The organism is Lacticaseibacillus daqingensis, assembly GCF_003946115.1.
Lineage (GTDB): Bacteria > Bacillota > Bacilli > Lactobacillales > Lactobacillaceae > Lacticaseibacillus > Lacticaseibacillus daqingensis.
In genome coordinates this window covers 22,630-45,200 of the sequence record NZ_RHOH01000001.1, presented here as the reverse complement: position 1 = coordinate 45,200, position 22,571 = coordinate 22,630, and the positions used below count along the sequence as shown (strand labels likewise).

The 22,571-nt window shown below is 53.1% G+C and carries 17 protein-coding genes and 1 pseudogene; 12 read left to right on the top strand and 6 right to left on the bottom strand.

Annotation, left to right across the window (positions count from 1 at the left end; genetic code table 11):
• Positions 1-68 precede the first annotated feature (68 nt).
• Positions 69-536, bottom strand: coding sequence for a MarR family transcriptional regulator (locus EKM88_RS00195; RefSeq protein WP_164511939.1), 468 nt, complete (start codon positions 534-536; stop codon positions 69-71).
• Between the two features lie 109 nt (positions 537-645).
• Between EKM88_RS00195 and EKM88_RS00190 the strand changes: the two genes are divergently transcribed.
• The 9 genes from EKM88_RS00190 to EKM88_RS00155 all read left to right on the top strand — a co-directional run bounded on the left by EKM88_RS00190 (position 646) and on the right by EKM88_RS00155 (position 10,574).
• On the top strand, positions 646-1,200 hold the full coding sequence (locus EKM88_RS00190; RefSeq protein WP_164511938.1) for an NADPH-dependent FMN reductase: 555 nt from the start codon (positions 646-648) through the stop codon (positions 1,198-1,200).
• Between the two features lie 195 nt (positions 1,201-1,395).
• Positions 1,396-1,638, top strand: coding sequence for an NUDIX hydrolase (locus EKM88_RS13170; RefSeq protein WP_164511937.1), 243 nt, complete (start codon positions 1,396-1,398; stop codon positions 1,636-1,638).
• A 231-nt stretch (positions 1,639-1,869) separates the two neighbouring features.
• A complete protein-coding gene (locus tag EKM88_RS00185; RefSeq protein ID WP_164511936.1) occupies positions 1,870-2,640 on the top strand; it encodes a DUF4886 domain-containing protein in 771 nt (256 codons plus the stop codon).
• 100 nt (positions 2,641-2,740) lie between these two features.
• Positions 2,741-4,048: an ABC transporter substrate-binding protein gene (locus EKM88_RS00180; RefSeq protein ID WP_125702163.1), complete on the top strand. Its 1,308-nt coding sequence runs from the start codon at positions 2,741-2,743 to the stop codon at positions 4,046-4,048.
• Between the two features lie 18 nt (positions 4,049-4,066).
• Positions 4,067-4,951, top strand: a complete 885-nt coding sequence (locus EKM88_RS00175) for a carbohydrate ABC transporter permease (RefSeq protein ID WP_125702162.1) — start codon at positions 4,067-4,069, stop codon at positions 4,949-4,951.
• Positions 4,951-5,826, top strand: coding sequence for a carbohydrate ABC transporter permease (locus tag EKM88_RS00170; RefSeq protein WP_125702161.1), 876 nt, complete (start codon positions 4,951-4,953; stop codon positions 5,824-5,826). The genes EKM88_RS00175 and EKM88_RS00170 overlap by 1 nt, the downstream gene beginning before the upstream one ends.
• Before the next feature lie 130 nt (positions 5,827-5,956).
• Positions 5,957-6,499, top strand: coding sequence for a hypothetical protein (locus tag EKM88_RS00165; protein ID WP_125702160.1), 543 nt, complete (start codon positions 5,957-5,959; stop codon positions 6,497-6,499).
• Between the two features lie 77 nt (positions 6,500-6,576).
• Positions 6,577-8,394, top strand: a complete 1,818-nt coding sequence (locus tag EKM88_RS00160) for an FAD-dependent oxidoreductase (protein WP_164511935.1) — start codon at positions 6,577-6,579, stop codon at positions 8,392-8,394.
• Complete coding sequence (locus tag EKM88_RS00155; RefSeq protein ID WP_125702158.1) at positions 8,391-10,574, top strand: alpha-galactosidase; 2,184 nt, start codon at positions 8,391-8,393, stop codon at positions 10,572-10,574. The genes EKM88_RS00160 and EKM88_RS00155 overlap by 4 nt, the downstream gene beginning before the upstream one ends.
• Positions 10,575-10,723: 149 nt before the next feature.
• Here the strand turns inward: EKM88_RS00155 and EKM88_RS00150 are convergent, their stop codons facing one another.
• Both EKM88_RS00150 and EKM88_RS00145 read right to left on the bottom strand, forming a co-directional pair.
• On the bottom strand, positions 10,724-11,986 hold the full coding sequence (locus tag EKM88_RS00150; RefSeq protein WP_125702157.1) for a PTS transporter subunit EIIC: 1,263 nt from the start codon (positions 11,984-11,986) through the stop codon (positions 10,724-10,726).
• Positions 11,987-11,991: 5 nt separating this feature from the next.
• Positions 11,992-13,416, bottom strand: a complete 1,425-nt coding sequence (locus tag EKM88_RS00145; RefSeq protein ID WP_125702156.1) for a glycoside hydrolase family 1 protein — start codon at positions 13,414-13,416, stop codon at positions 11,992-11,994.
• 122 nt (positions 13,417-13,538) lie between these two features.
• On the opposite strand from EKM88_RS00145, the gene EKM88_RS00140 reads away from it, so the two are divergent.
• The gene (locus EKM88_RS00140; RefSeq protein ID WP_164511934.1) at positions 13,539-14,219 is read left to right on the top strand and encodes a MurR/RpiR family transcriptional regulator; all 681 of its coding nucleotides are present in this window, start codon (positions 13,539-13,541) and stop codon (positions 14,217-14,219) included.
• On the opposite strand, the gene EKM88_RS00135 is transcribed toward EKM88_RS00140, so the two are convergent.
• From EKM88_RS00135 to EKM88_RS00125, 3 genes are all read right to left on the bottom strand, one after another.
• On the bottom strand, positions 14,216-15,661 hold the full coding sequence (locus EKM88_RS00135) for a response regulator (protein ID WP_125702154.1): 1,446 nt from the start codon (positions 15,659-15,661) through the stop codon (positions 14,216-14,218). The two genes, EKM88_RS00140 and EKM88_RS00135, sit on opposite strands and share 4 nt — an antisense overlap.
• Positions 15,658-17,409: a sensor histidine kinase gene (locus tag EKM88_RS00130; protein ID WP_164511933.1), complete on the bottom strand. Its 1,752-nt coding sequence runs from the start codon at positions 17,407-17,409 to the stop codon at positions 15,658-15,660. Before EKM88_RS00130 ends, EKM88_RS00135 begins: the two co-directional genes overlap by 4 nt.
• Before the next feature lie 596 nt (positions 17,410-18,005).
• On the bottom strand, positions 18,006-20,369 hold the full coding sequence (locus EKM88_RS00125; protein WP_125702152.1) for an EndoS/ChiA family endoglycosidase: 2,364 nt from the start codon (positions 20,367-20,369) through the stop codon (positions 18,006-18,008).
• Between the two features lie 623 nt (positions 20,370-20,992).
• Here EKM88_RS00125 and EKM88_RS00120 point away from each other — a divergent pair.
• Both EKM88_RS00120 and EKM88_RS00115 read left to right on the top strand, forming a co-directional pair.
• Positions 20,993-21,709 (top strand): annotated as a pseudogene (locus EKM88_RS00120) (sulfite exporter TauE/SafE family protein).
• 23 nt (positions 21,710-21,732) lie between these two features.
• A complete protein-coding gene (locus tag EKM88_RS00115; RefSeq protein WP_125702151.1) occupies positions 21,733-22,236 on the top strand; it encodes a hypothetical protein in 504 nt (167 codons plus the stop codon).
• Positions 22,237-22,571: the final 335 nt, after the last annotated feature.

The window sequence follows — 22,571 nt, the reverse complement described above, 5'->3', positions numbered from 1 at the left end:
TTCCCCCTGTCTTCTGACTGTAGTTTACCAGTTGGGCGTGGTGGCGGGTAGTCCCATCGCAGTGGGGGTCAGGCGTCGCGCTGCAAGGCGATGAGCGCTTGGAGCAACTGGGTGAAGCGCGCCAATTCCGATTGGCTGTAAGCGGCGGTGATCGCAGCGGCACGCTGGGCGAGGCGTTGATCGTGGGCGGTTTTGGCCGCCGCCAGGATCTGGCCCAGTGACGTGAGCGTCAGCTGCCACTCCTTTTGGTTGGTGGGGATGCGCGTGCGCGTCAGCAGGCCCAGCCGGTGCAGGCGGGTGACGGCCCGGCTAGCGGTGGGTTGTGAGGTGTTGACCGCGGCGGCCAACGCTTTTTGGGGGTAAGGCACTTGCTGCGCGATCGTGGCGAGCATGAGGATGTCACGGGTAGTCAGCTTGCCCGCCAGCGCGCGCACCCGCGCGTCTTTGTGGTGGGCGATCAGTTGCGTCTTCTGGGCATCATCGCGATCGTCCAGTGCAAGGAGTTGGTTAATGACACGAAGCAAGTCAGTGTTCATGGGCTCATTTCCATTCATATGAATTAAAAATTGACAACAGGCGATTCTGTTTCTATACTAGCAAATGTATTCAGGTGAATCAATCGTGAATGCTTCGGGAGGAATTCAGATGACACAGACCACACATAAGCCGGTCATCGGCGTGATCATTGGGAGCAATCGCACCGCACGAATTGGGGCGGCGGTCGCGGCCTGGGCTGAGGGGCAGTTGCGCCGGCCCGAGTACGACCTGCAGCGCATTGATCTGGCGACGATCGCACTACCATTTTTAGATGAGCCGGAGATCCCGGCCCATGGGCACTACCAGCAGCCGAGCACGCAGGCCTTTGCGTCGATCATTGCCGGGTGCGATGGGTTCGTGCTGGTGTTTCCACAGTACAACTGGGGCTACCCGGCGGTGTTGAAAAACGCGCTGGATACCTTGTATCAGGAGTGGCAGGACAAGCCGGTGGGCACGCTGATCTATGGCCACCACGACATCCAGGCGGATCTCGCGATCAGGCTGGTGCTAGCGGGGTTGGGGATGCGCCAGCTGGCCACCAATGTGGGGTTGAAGTTGCGCCCGACCACGACCCGAGCAACGGTGCCGACCGATTTTCGGCCCTATGCGCCACTGGTGCAGGCAATGGGGCAGGAGCTGGCGTTGCGGCTGAAGCATCAGTAGTGGTTGTTTCACGTGAAACATTGGGACGAGGGGAGCGAATCAGTAGGCCGGCTACCCAACGCTGAAGGTCAATGTGTGCGACTTCAACCGGCGCAGACAAGCTGCTCTGGGTGAAAGACGTCAAGGGGAGTTGGCGCTGCCTGGTGACTACGTCGGGATCGGTTGCTCGCCGCGGGAGAACGTCGCCAAGTATAAATGCGCGAGGAGATCGGCCTGACCGTGACCGTTGGCGCATTATGGGCGATCTACGATATGACCAGGCCGTACGTCTATCAGCACTATCGGCTGATTCTCGGCTGTATGCCGCTGGCTGGGATGTTTGCGCTGAATCCCAAAACGATTAAGGCGGCATACTTTGCGATAATCACCTTGTCGTCGTTGTCTGAGGTGCACCTTACCCGCAATCAGCTAGTTCAGCTTATAACGCAAGACACCTGACTATCGACTGACACCTGAGTCTCTCGCTCGGGTGCCTTTTTCTGCCAATCTGGGATATCAGTTTGATCAATAGTCGGCTAGTTAATCTTGCCGTTGGTGATTAATTGATTTCAGATGACACTAAGCCCACTGGTTTTTGGGGTGATTCCTCGATAATCCATCAGATATCCGAACTTCTGTATTGTAAAGTGGAGACATAGACAAGTGTCAATCTAGCGCGAGGTGAGAAACGTGTCGGATAGTGTGATCAGGATCCTTGATATCGGGAATAGTTACTCTCAGAATGCCACCACTTATCTTCATCAGTTGCTTGCGGGTTATGGTGTGACCGCTGAGGTGGTGAATCTGTATGTTGGTGGGTGTTCGTTAGCGCGCCACTGGGTTCACTATGAACAGGACCTATTAGCGTATGAACTGGATCTTAATGGGCGGCAAACCGACAGACTAGTCAGGTTGAAAGGGATAATTGGAGCTGAGTCGTGGGACATCATTGTTACGCAACAGGCTAGCCATGACAGTGGTGTGGTCGAAACATACCACCCGTATATCGAGAATCTGGCAGAGATGTTGCACTTGCGACAACCACAAGCTGAGTTATGGCTTCATGAGACTTGGGCGTATGCACAGCACAATGATAGTTCAAGGTTCTGCCGGTACCATAACGATCGAACTGAGATGTACGAAGCCTTGCATCAGGCTTACCATCAAGTCGGGCAGGATCAGGCAATGCCGATCATTCCAGCTGGGACGGTTATTGAGCAGCTGAGGCAATATGCAATTTTTGACCCAGCCCGAGGAGGAACTTCATTATATTCGTCTGATGGAATCCATTTACATACACCGGCGGGACTATATGCACTCGCTAGTACTTGGGGAGCGGCTTTGTGTCATATTGTTTTGGATGGCCGTCGTTTTGATGGCCAGTGGAATGCGGCGCTTAGCCAAGAACAGATTGGACTCATTGAACATGTCGTGAGTCAAGTCGTATCGCGAGACCTCTGATTTTTAAGGGTATTGGCCGATTTTGTCCCAGTCTCGCAAAATGTTTCCGCTTACAATATAGACGTATAAGTTGCTCACGCTAAAGTAGGAGGGGTTTCAGATGAAAGTGAAGCATATCGTGCAAACTGCGTCAGTACTGCTGGCCAGCACATTGTTGCTCGGAGCTTGCGGGCAGAAGAAGGCGTCATCCACCAAGGATGGCGATGATGAAAAAGTGACGATTCGATTTTCTTGGTGGGGCGCAGATGACCGGCATAAGGCAACGAATGCGGCCGTTAAACAATTCGAAAAAGAAAATCCCAACATTGCCGTGAAGACAGAGTATGCGGGCTGGGATGGTCAAGTCGAAAAAATGGCAACGCAGATGGCAGGCGGAACTGAGTCGGATCTGATGCAGATCACCTATGATTGGTATCAAACCTATAACGCGGATGGGACCGGGTTTGCTGATCTCAACGCGTATAAGGATATTGTCGATCTTTCCGGGTATAGCCAATCGATGCTGGCAGAAGGGACAACTAAGGACAAGTTACTCGCGATACCATACAGTAATAGCACACATGCATACGGTGTTAACCAAACTGTCTATGCCAAGTATGGCGTCGATGTCAGCAAGTTGAAAACATGGAATGACTATAAGGATGCAGCTAAGAAGTTTCCGGAAGGTTCGTATCCGTTAATGATTACCAGCTTTAACGAAATAACTGATTACTTGGGCCAAAAGTATGGTAAGAGTTTCATTGATGCGTCCGGTAAAGTCAGCTTCACCGCTAGCCAAGTCGCAGAGGGATTGAAATGGTGGCAGTCAATGGTGGACGCCAAAGTGACCCCATCGATGAAAGAAGTGATGGAGAATGTCGGGACAGCAGATGGCTCTTCAGTTAAGGAAGTCGTTAATGGGCAATACGCTGGATTCGCTGCATGGAGCGGCAATATGGCGGCATTCAACCAAGTGCTTAAAGATGGCGGGATGAAGATGACGATTCCAAGCATGCCACGGATCAAAGCCGATGGCCGCGCCGGATCGATGCAAAAGCCAACAATGCTCTTCGCGATTTCCAAAGACACCAAACATGCCAAGGCGGCTGCTAAGCTACTCAATTTCTTGTTGAACGATCCTAAGGGGGTCAAAACGCTCGGGGTGACACGTGGGCTGCCGGCTAATACCAATGCGGCTAAGATACTCGAAAAGAACGGTCAAGTCGATGACGTGACAAAAATGGCAGCTGAATATCAACAGACGACTAAAGGAATCAACCAAAGCCCATATTATGAGATGTCACAAGTCCTAGAAGCATACGATGCGCCAATGAAAGCTTACGGGCTGGGTCAGCTGAGTGCTGATGAAGCCGGGAAGAAGATCGTGACGGATGTCAAAGATGCGATCAAACAAATCAAGAATCAATAATAAGGTTGTGACATATTCATGAAGAAGATCCAAAAGTATCAGGGATTACTATACTTAACCCCGTGGCTAATCGGGTTACTTGTCTTTACGATTTATCCGTTCGTTAGCTCACTTTATCTGAGTTTTACAGACTACAATCTGCTCAATCGGCCACACTTTGTCGGGTTTGCGAATTATACGAAGTTATTCACGCAAGATCCGGAGTTCATGAACTCGTTGTGGAAAACGTTGGAATATACGCTGCTGACGGTCCCACCGCAGTTACTGTTCGCATTGTTTATCGCGTTCATCCTGAACTTTAAGCTGAAAGGAATCAATCTTTACCGGACGGCGTACTATATCCCGTCGATTTTGGGCGGTAACGTTGCAATCGCGGTACTGTGGCGTTTTCTGTTCTCTGGTGACGGTCTGATCAATCAGATCATTACGCTTTTTGGTGGCTCGCCGATTGGCTGGCTCTCCAACGGGTTCACGGCGATGATCGTGATCTCCGTGCTGCGTATTTGGCAGTTTGGGTCTGCGATGGTCATTTTCCTTGCAGCACTGAAGGAGATCCCAGTTGAATTGTATGAGGCGGCACAGGTGGACGGGGCAAAGAAGTGGACAATCTTCTTTAAGATTACAGTGCCACTGATCACGCCGACGATCTTCTTCAACCTCGTCATGCAAATGGTGAATGCCTTGCAGGAGTTCAATGCCCCGTACCTGATCACGGCTGGTGGCCCTGCGAAGGCGACAAATCTGACGTCGTTATTGATCTATAATAATGCATTCAAATTTTTCCGGATGGGTTATGCGAGTGCGATGTCTTGGATCTTGTTCCTCATCATCATGGTCTTGACGATCATGATGTTCAGAACGTCGAATAAGTGGGTCTATTATTCGGATGGAGGCAATGCCTAATGCAGCAAGCAACAGCAATGAACAATCAGATTAAGTGGCGTCGGCGTCTCAACTCAGGTGTTCGGTATGTCCTGCTGACAGCAGTCGCATTGATCATGCTTTATCCGATCCTGTGGCTATTCGGTGCATCGTTCAAGTCTAATGCGGAGATCTTCTCATCGATCAGCTTTTGGCCGAAGTCCTTTGATTTCACGCCTTACGTCAAGGGTTGGCGGACTGGTACTGAGTTCACGTTTACGACATACTTTATCAACACCTTTAAGATCGTAATCCCGAAAGTTGTTTTTACCGTCGTTTCATGTACGCTAACGGCATATGGGTTCGCCCGGTTTGATTTTCCGGGTAAAAAGATCTTGTTTGGGTTGATGTTGTCCACGCTGTTCTTACCTGCAGTGGTGACACGGATTCCGTTGTACCTGTTCTGGCGCAACTTTGGAATGTTGGACAGTTATGTGCCGCTGATCGCGAATACGGTATTTGCTGCTGAGCCATTCTTTGTCTTTATGCTCGTGCAGTTCTTACGCAGCGTACCGCGAGACTATGATGAGGCTGCAACGATCGATGGGTGCAACAGTTTCCAGATTCTGATCAAGATTTTACTACCGATCTTGAAGCCATCGTTAGTTTCAGTTGCGCTGTTCCAGTTCATTTGGTCGATTAATGATTTCTTGAGCCCGTTAATCTATATCTCTAGTGTGCAAAAGTACCCAATCGCAATCGCGCTCAAGATGGCGATCGACACCTCTTCGGGGGTCGTTGCCTGGAATCAAGTGATCGCAATGTCGTTGATCAGTTTGTTACCATCGATTATTCTGTTTTTCACCACCTCCAAGCAGTTTGTTGAAGGAATGGCAACCGGCGGGATCAAAGGGTAGTGGTCAAATGCAAACGCTAAAGACATTGTTGGGGCCGCAATCAATCCATGATCTCACCGTGCAGCTCTATTGCATCGTAAAGCTGGTCGGGTTCTATACGCTCTTCTCGTTGCCGTGGTTGGCGATTTGTATGAGTATTCAGCTGACATTGGTGACCAGTCCGCTCTACCTGTTGGCTGCATGGGTGACCCTCCCAGACCTGTGGACGTTTTTCGTGATCTTCAACCAGAAAACACAGGTTACGCCACAGCTGAAGGCATACTATCGCATCTGGCGTCAGAGCTTTCGCGCCGGAATCAGGTTGAATGGCGTGATCGTGGGTGGCATGGCATTGTTGGGTCTCGATCTCAGCTTGTGCTTGACGCAGAAGGCACTGGTTACGCTAGTACCGTTGGTCGGAACAGTCGCCTTGATCATGAGTAGCGTTGCGCTGATTGCAATGTTCATCTCACTGGATGGGCATCGGCCGGTGTTGGCCGCACTCAAACTCAGCCTACTAATCGGTTGGCGTAGCGTCTTGATGTCTATGGTAATCGCATTGGCGACCATCATGTGGCTCGGACTTGGCTACTTTGCACCGATCGTCAATGTACTCGTGGGCAATTTCATCTTCCTGACTGGAATCGCGCTGTTGCTCAAGCGGCTCGTGTCCAACAAGTATCATATTATCTAATGAGTATGAGGGATTGATTCGCGTCAGTAACCGAGGGTGACTGGCGCGTTTAATTTATAATGGATGGAGGAACTATCGTGGTAATCAAACAGGTTTCAGTGAATTGTGAAGCGAAGCAAGCAGATTTGGTGGTGGTCGGTGGTGGACTGTCAGGCCTGATTAGCGCGCTAACCGCAGCTAAGCAAGGCATCGAAACAGTCTTAGTGCAGAATCGCTCGGTTTTGGGAGGCAATAGTAGTAGCGAAATCAGGATTAATGTTGCCGGCGCAGATCATCACGGGGAACGGCAGAATGCCCGAGAAACAGGATTGATCGAGACACTGTTGTTGAGGAACAAATGGGTCAATCCTGCAAACTCGTTTCATGTGTATGACACCGTGCTTTGGGCAGCGGCTGAGACTACTGAACACTTGCAACTCTACTTGAATACGCATATCGATGCGGTGAGTGTGGCTGACGGAAGGATTCTGAGCGTGTCCGGCACACAACAGACGAGCGAGCGGCGCTTTGAGTTCTCCGCACCGTTATATGTGGATGCAACTGGGGATGGCACAATCGGGGCACTAGCCGGTGCGACATACATGATGGGGCGTGAAGCCCAGACAACGTTCCATGAATCACTTGCCCCGACACAGGCGTCGGGTGATGCTGATGGTAGCACGCTGATGTATGCAGCCAAGAAACTACAGCATCCCGTTCAATTTGAGCGGCCCATTTGGGCGCACAAGTATTCAGAGGCGGTACTCGCTGCGCGTGATCATTCGGCCATCGAGAGCGGCTATTGGTGGCTTGAGGCTGGGGGCGACAGCCAACTTGAGACGGTTCACGATGCCGAGGCGATACGCGATGAGCTGATGAGGAGCCTTTTCGGGGTCTGGGATCACATTAAGAATGGTGGTAATCATGGGGCGGACAACTATGCGCTAGACTGGGTTCAATCCTTGCCTGGACGGCGTGAGTCCCGACGGTTGGTCGGCCAGTACATCTTGACAGAGAATGACATCATGTCTAATCGCCAGTTCGACGATGCGGTGGCATTCGGTGGCTGGCCGCTGGATCAGCATGTTGCCGGTGGATTAGCGAATCCTAAGCCGCCAACTGCGACGTTCGAATTACCGCCTGACCTCTACCAGATCCCATACCGCTGCTTATTTTCACAGAACATTGATAACTTGTTTCTCGGAGGACGAGCAATCAGTGTGTCGGATGTTGCTTTTGGCTCAACCCGGGTCATGGGGACGTGCTCTGTGGTCGGGCAGGCAGTCGGATTGGCGGCTAGCTTAACGCACCGTTATCGTTGTCAACCGGCGCAATTACTAGCGCATATTGATGAACTGCAACAGCTTGCCTTGCGTGAAGACTTGTACTTACCAGGGGTACGGAATCATGATCCGCAAGACGTTGCGCGAACGGCAGACGTTCAGTCGAGTGAAGCCCTGTCAGATTGGCCAGCAATACAGGTAATCAACGGAATTGCACGGCCTGTTGGTGACCAGACCAATGGTTGGCGCGCACCGGCTGATCAGCCACAGACTTTGACCTTGTCACTACGGCGGTGTATTGCAATCGAGGAAGTCATCATTCGCTTCGACTCGGCGTTGTCGATGCAGATCATGCCATCTTTAGCTGCGAATATGCTTGAGGGTCAGGACGAGAAGGTCCAGCACACCTTGGTCAAGGACTTTGCAGTCGAGTTGTTGCTGGATGGCCAGGTCGTTGCGACACAATCTGTGCGAGATAATTATTTACGTGATCGACGGGTCCGGTTTGACCAACAGGAAAGTTGCGATACGATCCGAATTACTTGTTTGGCAACCAACGGTGCGGAAACGTTTTGTATTTTTGAAGTTCGGGCCTATGAAGCACGCGTAAATCGCGAGAAGGAGTCCTTATGATCGATTATGAACCCACGACCGGTGTGATTCATCTTCACAATCAGTTGATCAGTTATGTCCTCCAGATCGAGCCCAATGGCGTGCTCATTCACCGCTACTGGGGTCCGAACTTACGCCATTGGCGATTGGATGCATTGAACCAACCTGAGCGAACAGGGCAGACACCTGTATTAGCTGACGCTGATATCGCTTTAGGCAGTATTTGCGCGGAGTGGCCAGGCGGGGGACAAGGTGATTACCGATACCCAGCGTTTCAGATGAGACAGCACAACGGGAGCCCACTTGCCTCGCTACGATTCAAAGCGCTTCAGATTCGTGAAGGCAAGCCTGTACTCGAAGGGCTTCCACAGTTCTTCGTAGTGTCTGATGATGAGGCGGAGACGCTTGTACTCACGTTGACCGATACGACCACAGCGGTTGAGGTGACACTCTATTACACGATTTACCGCGCTTTTGCTAGTATTATCCGGCGGGTAGAAGTCCGCAACCTAGGGGCGGTGCCTGTGCGATTGGATGAAATCATGAGTGCCTCAATCGACTTACGCCCCCAAGCGTTTGATGTCATCCAGCTCAATGGCGATTGGGCCAGGGAGGCCAACGTTGAGCGAGAGCCAGTTCATACGGGCACCAAGGTCCTTCGTAGCAATCGTGGGATGAGTAGTGCCCAGCAGAATCCGTTTTTTGCTCTGGTTACTCCGGAGACCACAGAGCAGTCGGGTGAGGTGTTTGGATTTGCTTTGGTTTATTCCGGCAACTTTATCTGTCGCATCGAAAAGGATCCGAATGCACTCGTTCGGGCGCAGATCGGTATCGATTCAGAGAATTTCAGTTGGCATCTGGATCCTGGCGCCCAGTTTGAAACCCCTGAGGCTGTTTTGACTTACTCAGAGGCTGGTTTGAACGGCATGTCGCAGATTTTTCACCAAATAATCGGTCAGCGGTTGATTCCAACGCGGTATCAGCACATGGAACGCCCAATTCTGGTGAATAATTGGGAGGCCACGACGTTTAATTTTGATCGTGAACGGCTCTTAAAAATCGCCAAAGCTGGGCAAGCGGTGGGCGCTGAACTCTTCGTGTTAGATGACGGCTGGTTTGGCCACCGCGATGATGATACGAGTTCTTTGGGCGACTGGGTCGAGTATCCGGGTAAACTTCAAGGCGGACTAGTTGGTCTGAGCAAGACGATCCATCGCTGGGGGATGAAGTTTGGGCTTTGGTTCGAGCCAGAGATGATCAGTCAAAACAGTCAGCTCTACCGAACCCACCCGGATTGGCGTCTGTGTGATCCAAGCTATACGCCTGCGGTTGGACGGCATCAATACTTACTCGATCTGACTATGCCTGCCGTACGAGACTATCTTTTCGAGCGGATCAGTGCCGTCATTGATTTGGTCGGCATTGATTATATTAAGTGGGATATGAATCGGCCGATGACGGATGTTTTTTCGTGTCACCTGCCGGCCGACCAGCAAGGTGAAGTTGCACACCGATATGTACTCGGGCTATATGCCCTGATCTCCCGGTTGACCGCGCGCTACCCACAAGTCCTGTTTGAGGGTTGTGCGAGTGGCGGCGGGCGATTCGATATGGGGATGCTTGCCTATATGCCGCAGATATGGACAAGTGATAATACGGATGCAATCGCGAGGTTAAGGATCCAGTATGGGACCAGTCTCATCTATCCCCAGAGCACGATGGGCGCGCATGTGTCTGCGGCACCTAATGAGCAAGTTGGCCGAATGACGACAATTGAAACGCGGCAGAACGTTGCAACAAGCGGGGTCCTGGGCTACGAACTGGATTTGACCGAGTTGACAACGGCGGATGTGGATGCGGTTAAGGCTCGGGTGAAGCAGTATAAGCAATTACGTCAGTTGCTACAATACGGTCGGATGATTCGCCTACGTAGTCCTTTTGAGACGAATGAGGCGAGTTGGGTCATTGTTGATGAAACACAAACTCAAGCGGTGGTGTTCTTTACCCGCGTTTTGGCGCAGGCAAATCAGCTTGTCATGCCGCTCAAATTGGCAGGGTTGGATGCACGTGCCGACTACCGCGTGGAGGGGCGCATTTGTGGTGGGGATGAGTTGATGTCTGTCGGACTGACGCTAACACCGCCCCGACACCAAGACTTCTGGAGCAAGATGTTAGTGCTTGAGCGGGTCTCATCAGACTGACCAGTAGTGTAGTCGACGGGGCATCATCGGCTGGCGATGATAGTTAGGTGGATACGACTAGCGGCGACGTTGCCGTAAATCCCAATGGTAAAGGGAGGGCAACGTCGCCGCTAAGTCGATTCATAGATGATTGACGCTTCACCAGAACATTAGTCTCTAACTCGAACGGCAACCGCGACAAAGGGCAAATACAGAAGCGTACAGAAGACCAAGCACAGGAGTTGGAATAAAGGCGCGATGATCTGGCCACCGGATGCGAGATAGGTGTTCAGGAAAGGGGGTGTCGTCCACGGGACTGCAAAGGGCAAATTAGGCAGCAGATGCGCCTTGATCAGGAGAATGCAAGTGACAGAAGAAATCGTTGGCCCCAAGATAAACGGAATGGCCAAGAGCGGGTTCATGACCACTGGAAAGCCAAATAGGACCATTTCGTTGGTGCCAAACAGACCAGGAATCAGCGCAGCCTTGGCCAGATCGCGCGATGATGCGTGTCGATGGCCCGTAATCAGAATGGCAATGATTAGACTCAATGTAGAACCCGTCCCACCGATGTTGGCAATCATGTCTTGGATATTTTGCAAGGCTGGCGCGCTCATGTGCCAGACATCCACACCGTTGCTCGCTTCAGTGAGCAACATCATTTTATTGCTAGCAAATGCTGGAAGCAAAAAGGCCCCAAGCGCAGTCTGATGAACACCTAGGTAGAATAGGCCATTTCCTAATAAGATAGCGAATCCGAACCCGATTGCAGATTGTGCGAGCCAGAGGATTGGCAGTTGCAACCAGGCGTAGATCAGTTGCTGAATGCTCTGATGTGTGAGTAATAGGCTTAGCGCGTTCAACGTTGCAGTGATGACGACAAGCACGCTGGTGGGGAATAGCGTCACGATAAAGTCTAGGGCACTGGGAGGAACTGCGCCGGGCAGGTGAAAGTGAGGTTGCCATTGACCTAGTCGTAGCATAATCTCCGGTGTGATCAAGGCGACCAGCATGGCGACGAACAGACCATGCGCCCCTGAGCTGGTGCTGCTGATATGGATGAGCTCGTGTGGGGATAGTGTCAGCCCAAGCATTAGCAAGGCTGTAGCACCGACAGTCATCGGTGAGGTGGTCGCATATCGTTGTGACTGAGCCCCGGATTGATAGATCGTGGTCAACCGACTCGCGATGACGAATGCTAAGATCAGTGCAATTAGCAGCAGTAGTGCAGCCGATTGCGACTGCAACCATCGCTGCCAGGGGGCGATGGTTGTGACACCAAACGCGCGGGGGGCATTGCTGATTAGGAGCGCGCCTGATGTGAGCAACATCAAAGGTGAAAGTGTCTCAAATCCCGTTCGGATTGCACTGAGGTGTGGTTGTGCGGTCAGGCGACCCGCCAGTGGAAGTAGCCGTTGTTCGATCCAATGCATTAGCTTTAACTCCTTGCGTCAGCGATGCCGTTTCGGTCAATCACCTGGCGGTACCAGTTGCCGCTGTCCTTAGGAATTCGGCGAAAATGGTCTGCACGATTGAGCCCAAACAGGCCGTATCGATTCTTGTAGGCATTGCGCCAAGACCAGCAGTCGACAAACGTCCAAACGTGATAGCCGAAGCAGTTACTCCCGGCTTGGATCGCATCATGGAGAAAGCTAAGGTGCTCTTGCAGGAAGTCAATTCTGTACTGATCGTGGATCCGACCATCAGGCCCGATATCGTCCGCCTCTCCAGCAATTCCCATCCCGTTCTCAGCAAGGAACCAAGGAATATTGTGGTATTGATCACGCATCTCGATCCCGATCTCGTAGACTGACTCTGGTCGAATCTCCCAGCCGCGGGAAGTGTTCATCCGAACGTTATTGGGTTGGAAAACCTGAGAGATGTAACTAAAGTCGATATCACGTGGGGTCGCGGCAGACGCTAGCGCGCGTGTTGGTGCCTTGATTCGATCTGGTCTGTAGTAGGTAAGCCCGACATAGTCAACGGTATTTTGGGCGATACAGGCCAAATCCTCTGGCCGAGTCGTGGGAGTCAGCCCATTATCATGCACGAATGCCACAACAGTTGGGTTGAAGCGGCCTAGTACCGCAGGATCTAGCAGAACTCGGTTTCGGAGTGCGTCAGTCAGATGAGCGGCATGAACATTCTCGGGTGATTGATCTGCAGGAAGTTGCGGAACACTGTCCTCGATCAGTCCAATCTGGCCATCGGGGATGATTGATCGGAACGTTGCGACACACCGTGCGGTAAGCAGTGCGATGTGATACATCACTTGAGCCGCCTCTTGGGCGTTGTGACGGAATGGGGGGTATCCATCCGGGACTCCCGTCGAGAGGTAACCGCCGTATGGTTGAGCTTTGGGCTCGTTAAAAGTTGACCATCGCTTGACTCGGTTGCCAAACAAACGAAAAGCGGTGGTCGCGTAGAAGACAAAGTCGTCTAGGACATCAGGGGCAAGAAAGCCACCGCGGTCTTGCATCAACTGCGGCATATCATAGTGAAATAGATTCATGATAGGTTCGATACCATGAGCCAGCATCGTATCAATCAGATCATTATAGAAGTCGACGGCGTGCGGATTGAGATGTTGACCGTCTGGTAAGAGTCTCGCCCACGAAATCGAGGTACGATAAGAATTAAGGCCGGTCTGGGCCATCAGCTTAATATCTTGGCGATACTGTGCGTAGACATCGGACGCCTGATCGGGACCGACCTGGTCATAAAAGTCATCGGGCCGGTTTCGATACCAGGTGTCAAAAATGGTCGGTGCTTTGCCTTGTACATCGGCCGCACCTTCTGTCTGGGGCGCACTTGCAGCAGCGCCCCACAGAAATTGATCGGGAAATGTTAGGAAATTAGTCATGGTCTATGCCCTCCTCGACGATAGCGTAACATGTGGTCGGCAGGGCGCGGCTGGATCTGCACATGAGATGAAAAAAATGGACCATGGTTCATGGAAAGTCAGGGATAAAAATGGATCAAGACGTGATCGAGAAAATGTCAGAGAGCGAGTATGATGTGTATCGTTATTTGACCGAGCACGATATTCAAGAGATGACGGCAGGCGAAATTGCGACGAAGTTCTACGTGGGCCGCTCGATGCTGACGAGAGTCTGTCAGAAAATGGGGTATGCCTCATTCGGTGCTTACAAGTATGCACAGGCTCGACCGGCATTGGTGGAAAGTGCCTTTCGAATCGGCATCGAGCAAATCACGACAAGCCTGTCGATGCGTGATCTGGAAGCAATTGACCGGACGCTTATGAATGCAAGTCGCGTCTTTGTTTATGGGACTGTCGCGTCAGGCATCGCCGGAATGTATCTTGGACGCCAACTGACCAATCTGGGGATATTCAACGTCTGTGTGTCTGATCGGTTTCAGTTCGAAAAGCTCCAAGCCATGTTTCGACCGGGCGATGTGCTGATCTGCGTCAGCCATTCTGGCGAAAACGTAGAGATGAACACGAATGTCAAGACCATCGGCATTCCAATCATTGCGATCACCAAGCGTGCATCGACTTTGGCTAGAGTGCTCGCTAGTTGGTGCCTTGGTTTTGATATTGACGCCAATCGATCTGAGCACGCGTTCGATCGCGAGGACCTCTTTCCGATTTTTGTCGTGTTGCAGAATCTGCTCCTTTCTCTGCGTCAGACGCACTTGGACTAAGAACGGTCTCGGCCTAGGTGATACTTTTGATACTGGCGCGGCGTCTCGCCGGTGAAGCGCTTGAACTGTTGGCTAAAGTAGTCGGGATTGTTTTCATAGCCAGTCTTTTTGGCGACTGTGGCAACTGGATAACCCTGCTCAAGTAGCTGGGTCGCATGGTTCATTCGGACCTTCAACAGGTGGGTGGTAAAGTGTTCACCAGTTTCTTGAAAGTATTTCTTCCCGAGGTAATCTGGATTCAGGAATAGATATTGCTTGGAAATGGATCGAAGTGACAGGTCAGACTTGGCAAAGTGAGCCGCAATGATTGCGTTAATTCGAATTGAGTGGTGAATCGATTGATCAGCTTGGCGGGGGTGTTGTCGTGCGAGTCGAGTCAGTGCGATCAGCTGTGATCGAAGTGCTTCTGCATCGGAGACGGTGGTAAGTTGCTGAATCGCAGCAGATAAGGTGGGCGGGTTATCGGGTTGGGAAAGAAGCGTGCGACTGAGCCTCGATTGAATGAGACGGATCAGTTCCTTCGGCGGTAGGTGCGCATCGCGCGCGGTATCAATCAGTTGCTGAATCATAGCTGATGGCAGATCACCGTGATCAATCTCGATCAGGGTGATAAGCTCTGTTAAGTGGGTTTGAACCGTGAGTCGGTCCGTCGTGGTGAGCCGAAGGTGGTCGGCATCAACGACCAGAAGCCCTCTTTGGTAGAAGGATAGCCGCATTAACTGCTTGATCACGGGCAGGTCAGCGCGCAGTATTGAGACATTGACCCGTCGACGGTAATAGATAACCGCGGCCTGTTGAGGCAGTTTATTGAGATGAATCGATGATAATGGAACGATTGGACTGATATAGGTAAGTACAAGGCCCTCCACATTAATCGTTCCTACTGAAGCGGGATCCAATAAGCGGTCGATGCTTGGCTGTAGAGCTTGATAATATTGCTCGGCGTAGATCAAAACGCTGAACTGATCGATTTCATCAAGAGTGGGTTCGGTGGTTGATAGCAAGGCCCGCTTGAGTGCTTCTTTTTGATTAAGGATCGAGACCCGGTGGCGCTGTTGAATGTCATTGCGGACTGCAGTTAGCGTGTCATCCAGTTCATTGCCAAGAATTGGTTTCTGAAGAAAGTATTTAACGCCTAAGCGCATTGCTTGTTTTGCGTAGTCAAGCGTGCCATAGCCGGTCAGAATGATGAAAGTCAGATTTGGCGTGATCGCTTGCAGGGCGCCGATCAGGTCGATTCCACTCAGCTCGGGCATGTTGATATCGGTAATCACGAGATCGATCACATCAGGGTTGGCCTGAAGAAAGGCTTGTGCTTGTAGGCTTGATGAAAAAGAGCCGGCGATCGCGAACTGTTCGGAATAGGCATCTAGCAGGTGGTTTATTCCCATCAGGGCTAGTGGTTCATCGTCGATCAGGACAACTTGCATTCGTTTAGTCATAGCGCCTCCGTTAGCGTGGTCGTTAACTCGACCGGGAACTTGATCACGATTAGAACGCCCTGTTCAGGGACGTTGCTGATCGTAAAACTTGCGCGCTCACCGTAGAGTAGGTGGAGCCGGGTCTGTATGTTATCGATCCCGACGCCAGTGGATGACGCGTGTAAGGTATGGCGATGTGCTTGTGTCGGTGGGTCATAAGCAGGCCCGTCATTGAACAGTTGAACTTGAAGCTTGTCGTGTACGCGCTGGATCTCGAGATGGATTGACACGGGATGATTGACTGCTTCAACGCCATACTTGATTGCATTTTCAACTAGTGGCTGGAGCAGTAGTTGTGGCACAGACACGTTGGCGCACTCGGCCGGGATCGACTCTGTGTAACGGAGGCGATCAGCGAAGCGCATGTGTTGTAACTTGACGTAAGCGTGCAGTTGCGTGAGCTCTTCATCTAGTGGATGAACTTGATCGTGGCTACTAAGCTTGCCTCGTAACAGTGTTGCAAGTGCTGTAATCATCTCTGCGGTTTGTTGATCATGGTTGTTGATGGCCAGCCAATTGATCGAGTTGAGCGTGTTATACAAAAAGTGTGGGTTGATCTGCGCTTGCAGAAATTTGTACTCAACTTCCTGAATAAGTAACTTGGCCTGGTAATCTTTGACGACTAGCTCATTGATTTCGTTCAAGAGCCGCTGAAAACTTGAATACAACGCTTGAATCTCGGTAGACTGATCGCGCGTTTGCTTCTTATTCGTTAGGCGTTGCAAAGTGGGAATGTCTGAGCTTTTTTCGAACTGCTTCATTACGGTGACGAGCTCATTGATCGGGTGGATCAGCTTGGTCAGATAACGCTTCACGGCAAGCGAGGCGATAAGATAAAAAAGAAGAAACAGTAGCGTGAAGCCAATGAGTAATTGCAGTGGTTGCTGAATGACATGAATGTTCAGTAGATAGTACGTCAACTCGAATTCGTTGTTGCGCGTGGTCATCTTACGCCGATAGGTATAATATTTTGAGCCGAGATTTCTTAGTAGCGAATGACTCCCGTTGACAACACCGGACACTGCGGACTGATGGCGATTCGCTGCGTAGAGTGCAGGATCGGTCGTGGTAAGTGCTTGACCATATTTGATTGAGAAGTAATCGGCGGTGCCGAAGACATTGGTCTCTCGGCGGAGTGATGCGATATAGTTGAGATTAACGCGGACGACAAGAGTCCCGATCTTCCTGAGTGATAATTGTTTGGCACTGAGAATGTTTTGGATAAACAGACCTTGAGTCAAGTTGTCATTGAAGTACCATTGGCCCTGGCGAGTCTGTGGCGCTTGTTGATCGATGAGCCGGCGAATCGATTGGTGATCAAACCTCAAACGATCGTTCCAGCCGCTTGAGTTGATATTGACCTGATCGTTGGTCAACAGGAAGACCGTATCAATGTTTTGCGTATTTGCAAGTAGCCAGTGTATTTCAGTTGCGCTTTTACGTTTAATCGTATCTTGCTGTATCGGCGTTAATGATCCGCTTTGATCGAGTTCAGTTAGTGCAGACTGTAACAGTGAATTTTGATTGATCTCTGTGGTGATGTTCTCGATTGCATCGAAAGAATCGACAAGGTTACTGGAAAGAAAATTAAGCCGCTCCTGTGTACTGGCATATTCATGACTAGCCAAAATCTGGGTGAAGATAAGCGTCATACCGATACTTAACAACGCGCTAAACCCAATCAACAGCGAAAAAATATGGTGAAACATTTTCTGCGTCGAATATGACTCTCTGTTAGCTGCGCCCTTATCCCAAGGAAATTGCAAATATCGGTGCATAACTGATCCTTCCCGTGACGATTGATCTGGAATGACACAAAACCGCTCTCATCAACAGTGTGAACGACCCATCAGTGGCTGTCAACGTGATGAATAAAATCACCGAGTCGGCAATGTTTCCTCAGCAAACGATGAGAATTAGCCATGTCGAGCGTATGAGTGCTGCCTAGGGCGATGATGAGGCGTTATATTATAGGTTGACGATAACGGCTTATGGCGACGTTTAAAAACCGTAGCCAGATAACTATTTTTATCGGGGCCACTTGGTTGATAGAATGTGGTGCGTTCGTATACATACTGCCAAGCGTCTTGCGTGGTACGACGTCACAGTAACCGAAAAGAAATTGAAGCAATTTCGGTTTTAGTCAAGAGTATAAGACGAAGGTCCTGTCAAACCTAAGTACAGGTTTGACAGGACCTTCGTCTTATATGGCTAGGGCATCGCAGTCGGCGCGTATTGTTTTGGAATAGTCGTGACTACTCTTGAACGGTTAATTATTTGCCAGCCGCTTCGGCGCGGGTTGCCCCTAATGGCGCTTGGCGAGTTCAGCGGCGGCCGCTTGGTCACCAGCCTTGGCCAGGGTCTGCAGTTGACCGTAGCCCATCATCGCATACTCAGGGGATTTGACTGAGGTCGGCAGCGCCGTTTTTTGGGCTTGCGCGGTGCGGGTCGCTAATTCCGCAATGGCGCCTGGCTCACCAGCCGCCGCGGCCTGTTGCAGGGCTGTGTAGGTCATCATCGGATAATCTTTGGTGAGCTGCGCAGCCAAGTCTTGGGCTTGCTTCGCCAGCGCCGCTTGCTGCGCGAGGGTCGCAAGGAAAGCCTTGAGTTTGCGAATGCTTAGCCCGACCTTTTCACCCGCGGCAAAAGCTTCCTGGTAAGCTGAGGTGCGCGCGCTGAGGTCTGGGCGCGCGGCGTTGGTTTCGCCGATTTGGCGTCCGGCTTGGTAGGCGGCGGCTTGGGCCGCAGCTTCGCGCTGGGCAGCTACGGCGACCATGTAGTCGTGGTGGGCGGCTGCGGCGGCCGTCACCCGCGCTTTTGCGGCCTCGGCCGGTAACTGGGCGTCGCTTGGCAACAGGCCGGCCAATGCGGCCTGCAGCGCCTGAACTTGGGTGTCCACGGCGGTTTGGGTCGCCAATGTGTCTGCCTTGAGCGTTTTGGCTGCGGCCAGGGCGGTCACGTAAGTCTGCCAAGTGGTGGGGTGGTAATCCGTTTCGGTTAGCTCAGGCAATCCCGCGATCAGCGTGGTCAGGGCTTCCTTATTGGCTTGCGGTTGCTGTTCGTCTTGCACAAGCTTGTACACCGCGCGCGCCAGTTCCGCGGCGGCGACCGTGATGGCGTCCTGCGTGGCGGCTGGATCGGCGGCCACTTGCTGGGCGGTGGTCTGTGCGGCAACCAGTGCGGCCCAGGTGCTGTCGGAGTAGCCATCATCGGTCACTTCGGCGGCTAGCTTCAACGACGCGGTCAGATGCGTTTTGTCGACCGGCACGGTGTCGGCCGGGACAAGCGCCGCGATGGCCTGCCCGATCGTTGTGGCCGCCTGCGTTGCGGCGGCGGCTGTCGGGTGCGTGGCCAGCAGGTCCTGGCCCGCGGTCACGGTGGCGGCAAGTGCCTGCCAGGAGGCATCGGTGTAAGCGGCCGCTTGGGTGGCACCGGCGGCCTGAAGCGCGGCCTCAAGTGGGGCAGTGTCCGTCAGCGGGGTGTTGATTTCATAAAATGGATCGAAGCTGGCGTCCAGCGTCGTGTCAAAGTCATCGGTTATGAAGACGGTGATGACGTCAAAGATGGTCGGCGCAGCCGCAATCTGTGCTTGCAGTGTGGCAATCTGGCTGGCGGACCAGTTCTTCGCTGGCGCGACCCGGGTGATGTGCTGCTCAGCCGCAGCCTTGGTTTGGGCGAGGGTGTAGCCCTTGGTCTCAAGGATGGAGGCTTTGGTCCAGCGGAACGTGGATGGGCCAAGCGTGGTGTGATCGGGGCCGGTGGCACTGCGGCCATCGCGATCGACCGCGTACATGAACATGCCCATGAACTCGCCCGCTGCAGAGGCCGTTGCGAGCTCGTGCACGTGACTGGTGTTGTAGTCCTCACCGGTGTCGCCCCAGTTGGCGCCGTTGTTTTCAACGAAGCTCAGGCCAGCCAGGATCTGGCTCGGCGCGATCCCGGCGGCCCCGAACTTAGTGAAATCGCGTACCGTGCGCGATGAGGTGCTCCCGTACTGCTGGTTGCCAAGGTAGCTGAAGTATTGGCTGACGTTGACCAAAGGCGCCGTGGTGTGGCCATCAACAGTGTCGTACACCATGAGCGTGCCAGGGTTGATCGACTGCGGGCCGAGGTAGTGGCCGAGCGCTGCGAAGAACTGATCAGTCCACGCAACGTCCTCTGCGGTCGGCGTCATTTCCATATCCACATCAATGCCGTCAAGGTGATACTTGAAGACCAGGTTGTCAGCGTAATCCTTGGCGATCTGGTCAAAATCCACGGTCATATCATGATTGTACCGTTGCGCAATTGGCAGGATCGCGGACTTGTAGCCCGTTGCCTTGAGTAGCTGCGTGCCCCGCGCGTGCAGCGTGTCTGCATACGTGGCGAGGTGTTGATAAAATGGTGAGGCCGCCTGCGCTTGCGCCCCCACGGTGTCCGAGGTCGGGCCAAAGACGGTCAGGTAATCGACCCCCCAGGGAATGTCATCGAGGCCCTGAGTCAACGCCACGTTGGCGCCGGTTTGGACCCCGACGAGTGATTTATCTAACCACGACCGAAAATACACCCCGTACCGCTTGCCGTTGGGCGATGTCGCCGCCTGCGCGGACTGCCCCTGGCTGAACCCTACAGCCCCCAATACGGCAAGCGTTCCCAACGCAATGCCCATTTTGCTCCAAGCACTTTTCATTGATGCTCCTCCAATCACTGATGTGCCGACTGCCATCTGAACGGTTAACGCCAAGCACTAAAAAGTAAGCGCTTTCTCACCCAAGATAGCGAGCGCGTTGCCAGGCGTCAATCGCGTCGCTGTGAAGTTGGTCTAAACGGATAGACCCGGCGGTGGGCGCAAAGGCCCGCGCCTGCGGCATTTTGGTCGACTGCTGTTGCGCGGCTGGCCGGGCGGGGCGGCGGCGGCCGTCACTTGGCTTGATCTTTAGACCAATACCAAGTTGATACCGCGTGATGACAGCATGACTCACGATCGCCCCGAGGGGCACCTTTTTTGAACGGCCGAGTGGGCTGGATGACTTGACCGCGATCAGTGGGGGGGAGCCGGGTAGGCCGGTGACGCGCGACTAGAGCTGCCGCTACAGGGGTGCGGCGCAAGTCAAGCGCTATTGGCGCGCTGAGCAACTGTTGCGGTATCAGGACCGGACAATTAGGCCCCGACTGTTCTGCACGTGGTTGCGGCCAAGGAAGTCGATGCGGCTGGTTCGTCGCAATCACGGTTTGGGGCTAGGTGAGGTTACTGATTAATGCTAAAATTACTCTTTGGTAATTATTGCTCAGTCACTGAAAGGATGCCCCTGCGTGACGCTACTTTATTTCATTCTGCCGGCCCTGCTCGCTGGCCTGGTGCAAGGCCTGACTGGCTTCGGTTCGGGGATCATCCTCATGATTTTTCTCCCCGCCCTGATGCCGGTGGCGCAGGCCGCCGGGGTCGCGGGCATGACCATGTTTGTGGCGACGGCGTGGCTGGCGTGGCGCTACCGCAAAGCGCTGCAGTTGCGGCAGCTGATCGTGCCGTTCATCGTGTATTCCGCGGTGGCGACGGTTTCGGTCCCGCTGGGGCAGTTGCTTGACACGGGGGTGCTCAAGCGGCTGCTGGGTGGGTTGCTGTTGGTTATTGCGGCTTATTTTACACTGCGTAAATCAGCGATACATCCGTATCCTTGACCGGTGAACGCGGCGTTCATGATCATCTCGGGCTTCTTTAACGGTCTGTTCGGTATCGGCGGACCGCTGATGGCGCTATATTTTCTGCTTCAAAGCAAAAGCAAGGCGCAGTACTTGGCGAGCATTCAGACCTTTTTCTTGATGGACGGGGTGTACGTGACCAGTCTGCGGTTTGCACACGGCATTTTGCAAGTGAGCGACTTCGGTCTGGCCGCCATCGGATTGATCGGCGCGCTGGTGGGCACGGCGATCGCCAGTCGGCTCGTGACCCACCTGGACGCACAGCGGGTCAGTCAGCTGGTGTACGCGTTCATTGGGCTCAGCGGGCTGTACTATTGCCTCGTGGGCTGATACGATACCAGTGAGGTGAGCATATGACGGACAAGCGAACACTGAAGACCATCGCGGCCATCGACCGGGCCGGCTACGCAATGCTTGCGCAGGGTGGCTTTGCCCAGCTGTCGGTGCAGGCGTGGTGCGTCGCGGCGCACATCACGCGCCCGACGTTTTACAGTTACTACTTAGACAAAAACGATTGGCTGGAACGCCAGATCGATGGTGCGATGCGGCTGTTGGTGCCTGCGCTGACCGGCACGCGTGCTGAGCTTGTGGCGCGCCTGACCACCGCCGCATGGCCGCTGCGGGCGCCGTTGGTGGCCCTGCTGGCGATCCACGAAGCGGACCTGGACTTGCAGGCCGCGCTGGCGGCCCAGTTACGCCAAACGCTGGCGGCGGGCAGTGCGGTGAGTGAGTACCGCATCAGTGCGGCGGCCGCCAGCATTGTGCACGGGCTACACTGGACGCTGACGCACGGACAGGATACGGATAGCTTGCAGTGGCAGCAGTGGCTGGTCGACGAGCTCACGGAAGATAATTAACGGCACGATCAATAAGCCGCTCACCGACGTTTTTCGCGCGGTGGGCTTTTCGTTTGGCGTCTGCTGCGCCGGGGTCACCGTGGCGCGTGGTCGGCCGAGGCGAATCAGTTGACAGAAGTTGTCACCGCCGGTATCATGACGACACATTCAATTCAAGGAGGCGTTTGGTGATGGTTCAACAACTCGGTTCAACTTGTCGGTGCTGGATGTTGTGTGCACGATTGACCCAGGCGCGCTCGGACGGCTTTTTGACGTGTTGGTAGACTTCCGTCAAGGTGGCGCCGTGGGGCTTCGGTGAATCGTCATTCACTGGTTGCGCACGGCGTTTTTGTGTG

What these genes read in the sequence shown, in the direction of transcription:
- EKM88_RS00195 (WP_164511939.1), bottom strand. Translation starts at nt 536, where the DNA reads ATGAACACTGACTTGCTTCGTGTCATTAACCAACTCCTTGCACTGGAC.
- EKM88_RS00190 (WP_164511938.1), top strand. Translation starts at nt 646, where the DNA reads ATGACACAGACCACACATAAGCCGGTCATCGGCGTGATCATTGGGAGC.
- EKM88_RS13170 (WP_164511937.1), top strand. Translation starts at nt 1,396, where the DNA reads ATGCGCGAGGAGATCGGCCTGACCGTGACCGTTGGCGCATTATGGGCG.
- EKM88_RS00180 (WP_125702163.1), top strand. Translation starts at nt 2,741, where the DNA reads ATGAAAGTGAAGCATATCGTGCAAACTGCGTCAGTACTGCTGGCCAGC.
- EKM88_RS00175 (WP_125702162.1), top strand. Translation starts at nt 4,067, where the DNA reads ATGAAGAAGATCCAAAAGTATCAGGGATTACTATACTTAACCCCGTGG.
- EKM88_RS00170 (WP_125702161.1), top strand. Translation starts at nt 4,951, where the DNA reads ATGCAGCAAGCAACAGCAATGAACAATCAGATTAAGTGGCGTCGGCGT.
- EKM88_RS00165 (WP_125702160.1), top strand. Translation starts at nt 5,957, where the DNA reads ATGAGTATTCAGCTGACATTGGTGACCAGTCCGCTCTACCTGTTGGCT.
- EKM88_RS00155 (WP_125702158.1), top strand. Translation starts at nt 8,391, where the DNA reads ATGATCGATTATGAACCCACGACCGGTGTGATTCATCTTCACAATCAG.
- EKM88_RS00150 (WP_125702157.1), bottom strand. Translation starts at nt 11,986, where the DNA reads ATGCATTGGATCGAACAACGGCTACTTCCACTGGCGGGTCGCCTGACC.
- EKM88_RS00145 (WP_125702156.1), bottom strand. Translation starts at nt 13,416, where the DNA reads ATGACTAATTTCCTAACATTTCCCGATCAATTTCTGTGGGGCGCTGCT.
- EKM88_RS00135 (WP_125702154.1), bottom strand. Translation starts at nt 15,661, where the DNA reads ATGACTAAACGAATGCAAGTTGTCCTGATCGACGATGAACCACTAGCC.
- EKM88_RS00130 (WP_164511933.1), bottom strand. Translation starts at nt 17,409, where the DNA reads ATGTTTCACCATATTTTTTCGCTGTTGATTGGGTTTAGCGCGTTGTTA.
- EKM88_RS00125 (WP_125702152.1), bottom strand. Translation starts at nt 20,369, where the DNA reads ATGAAAAGTGCTTGGAGCAAAATGGGCATTGCGTTGGGAACGCTTGCC.
- EKM88_RS00115 (WP_125702151.1), top strand. Translation starts at nt 21,733, where the DNA reads ATGACGGACAAGCGAACACTGAAGACCATCGCGGCCATCGACCGGGCC.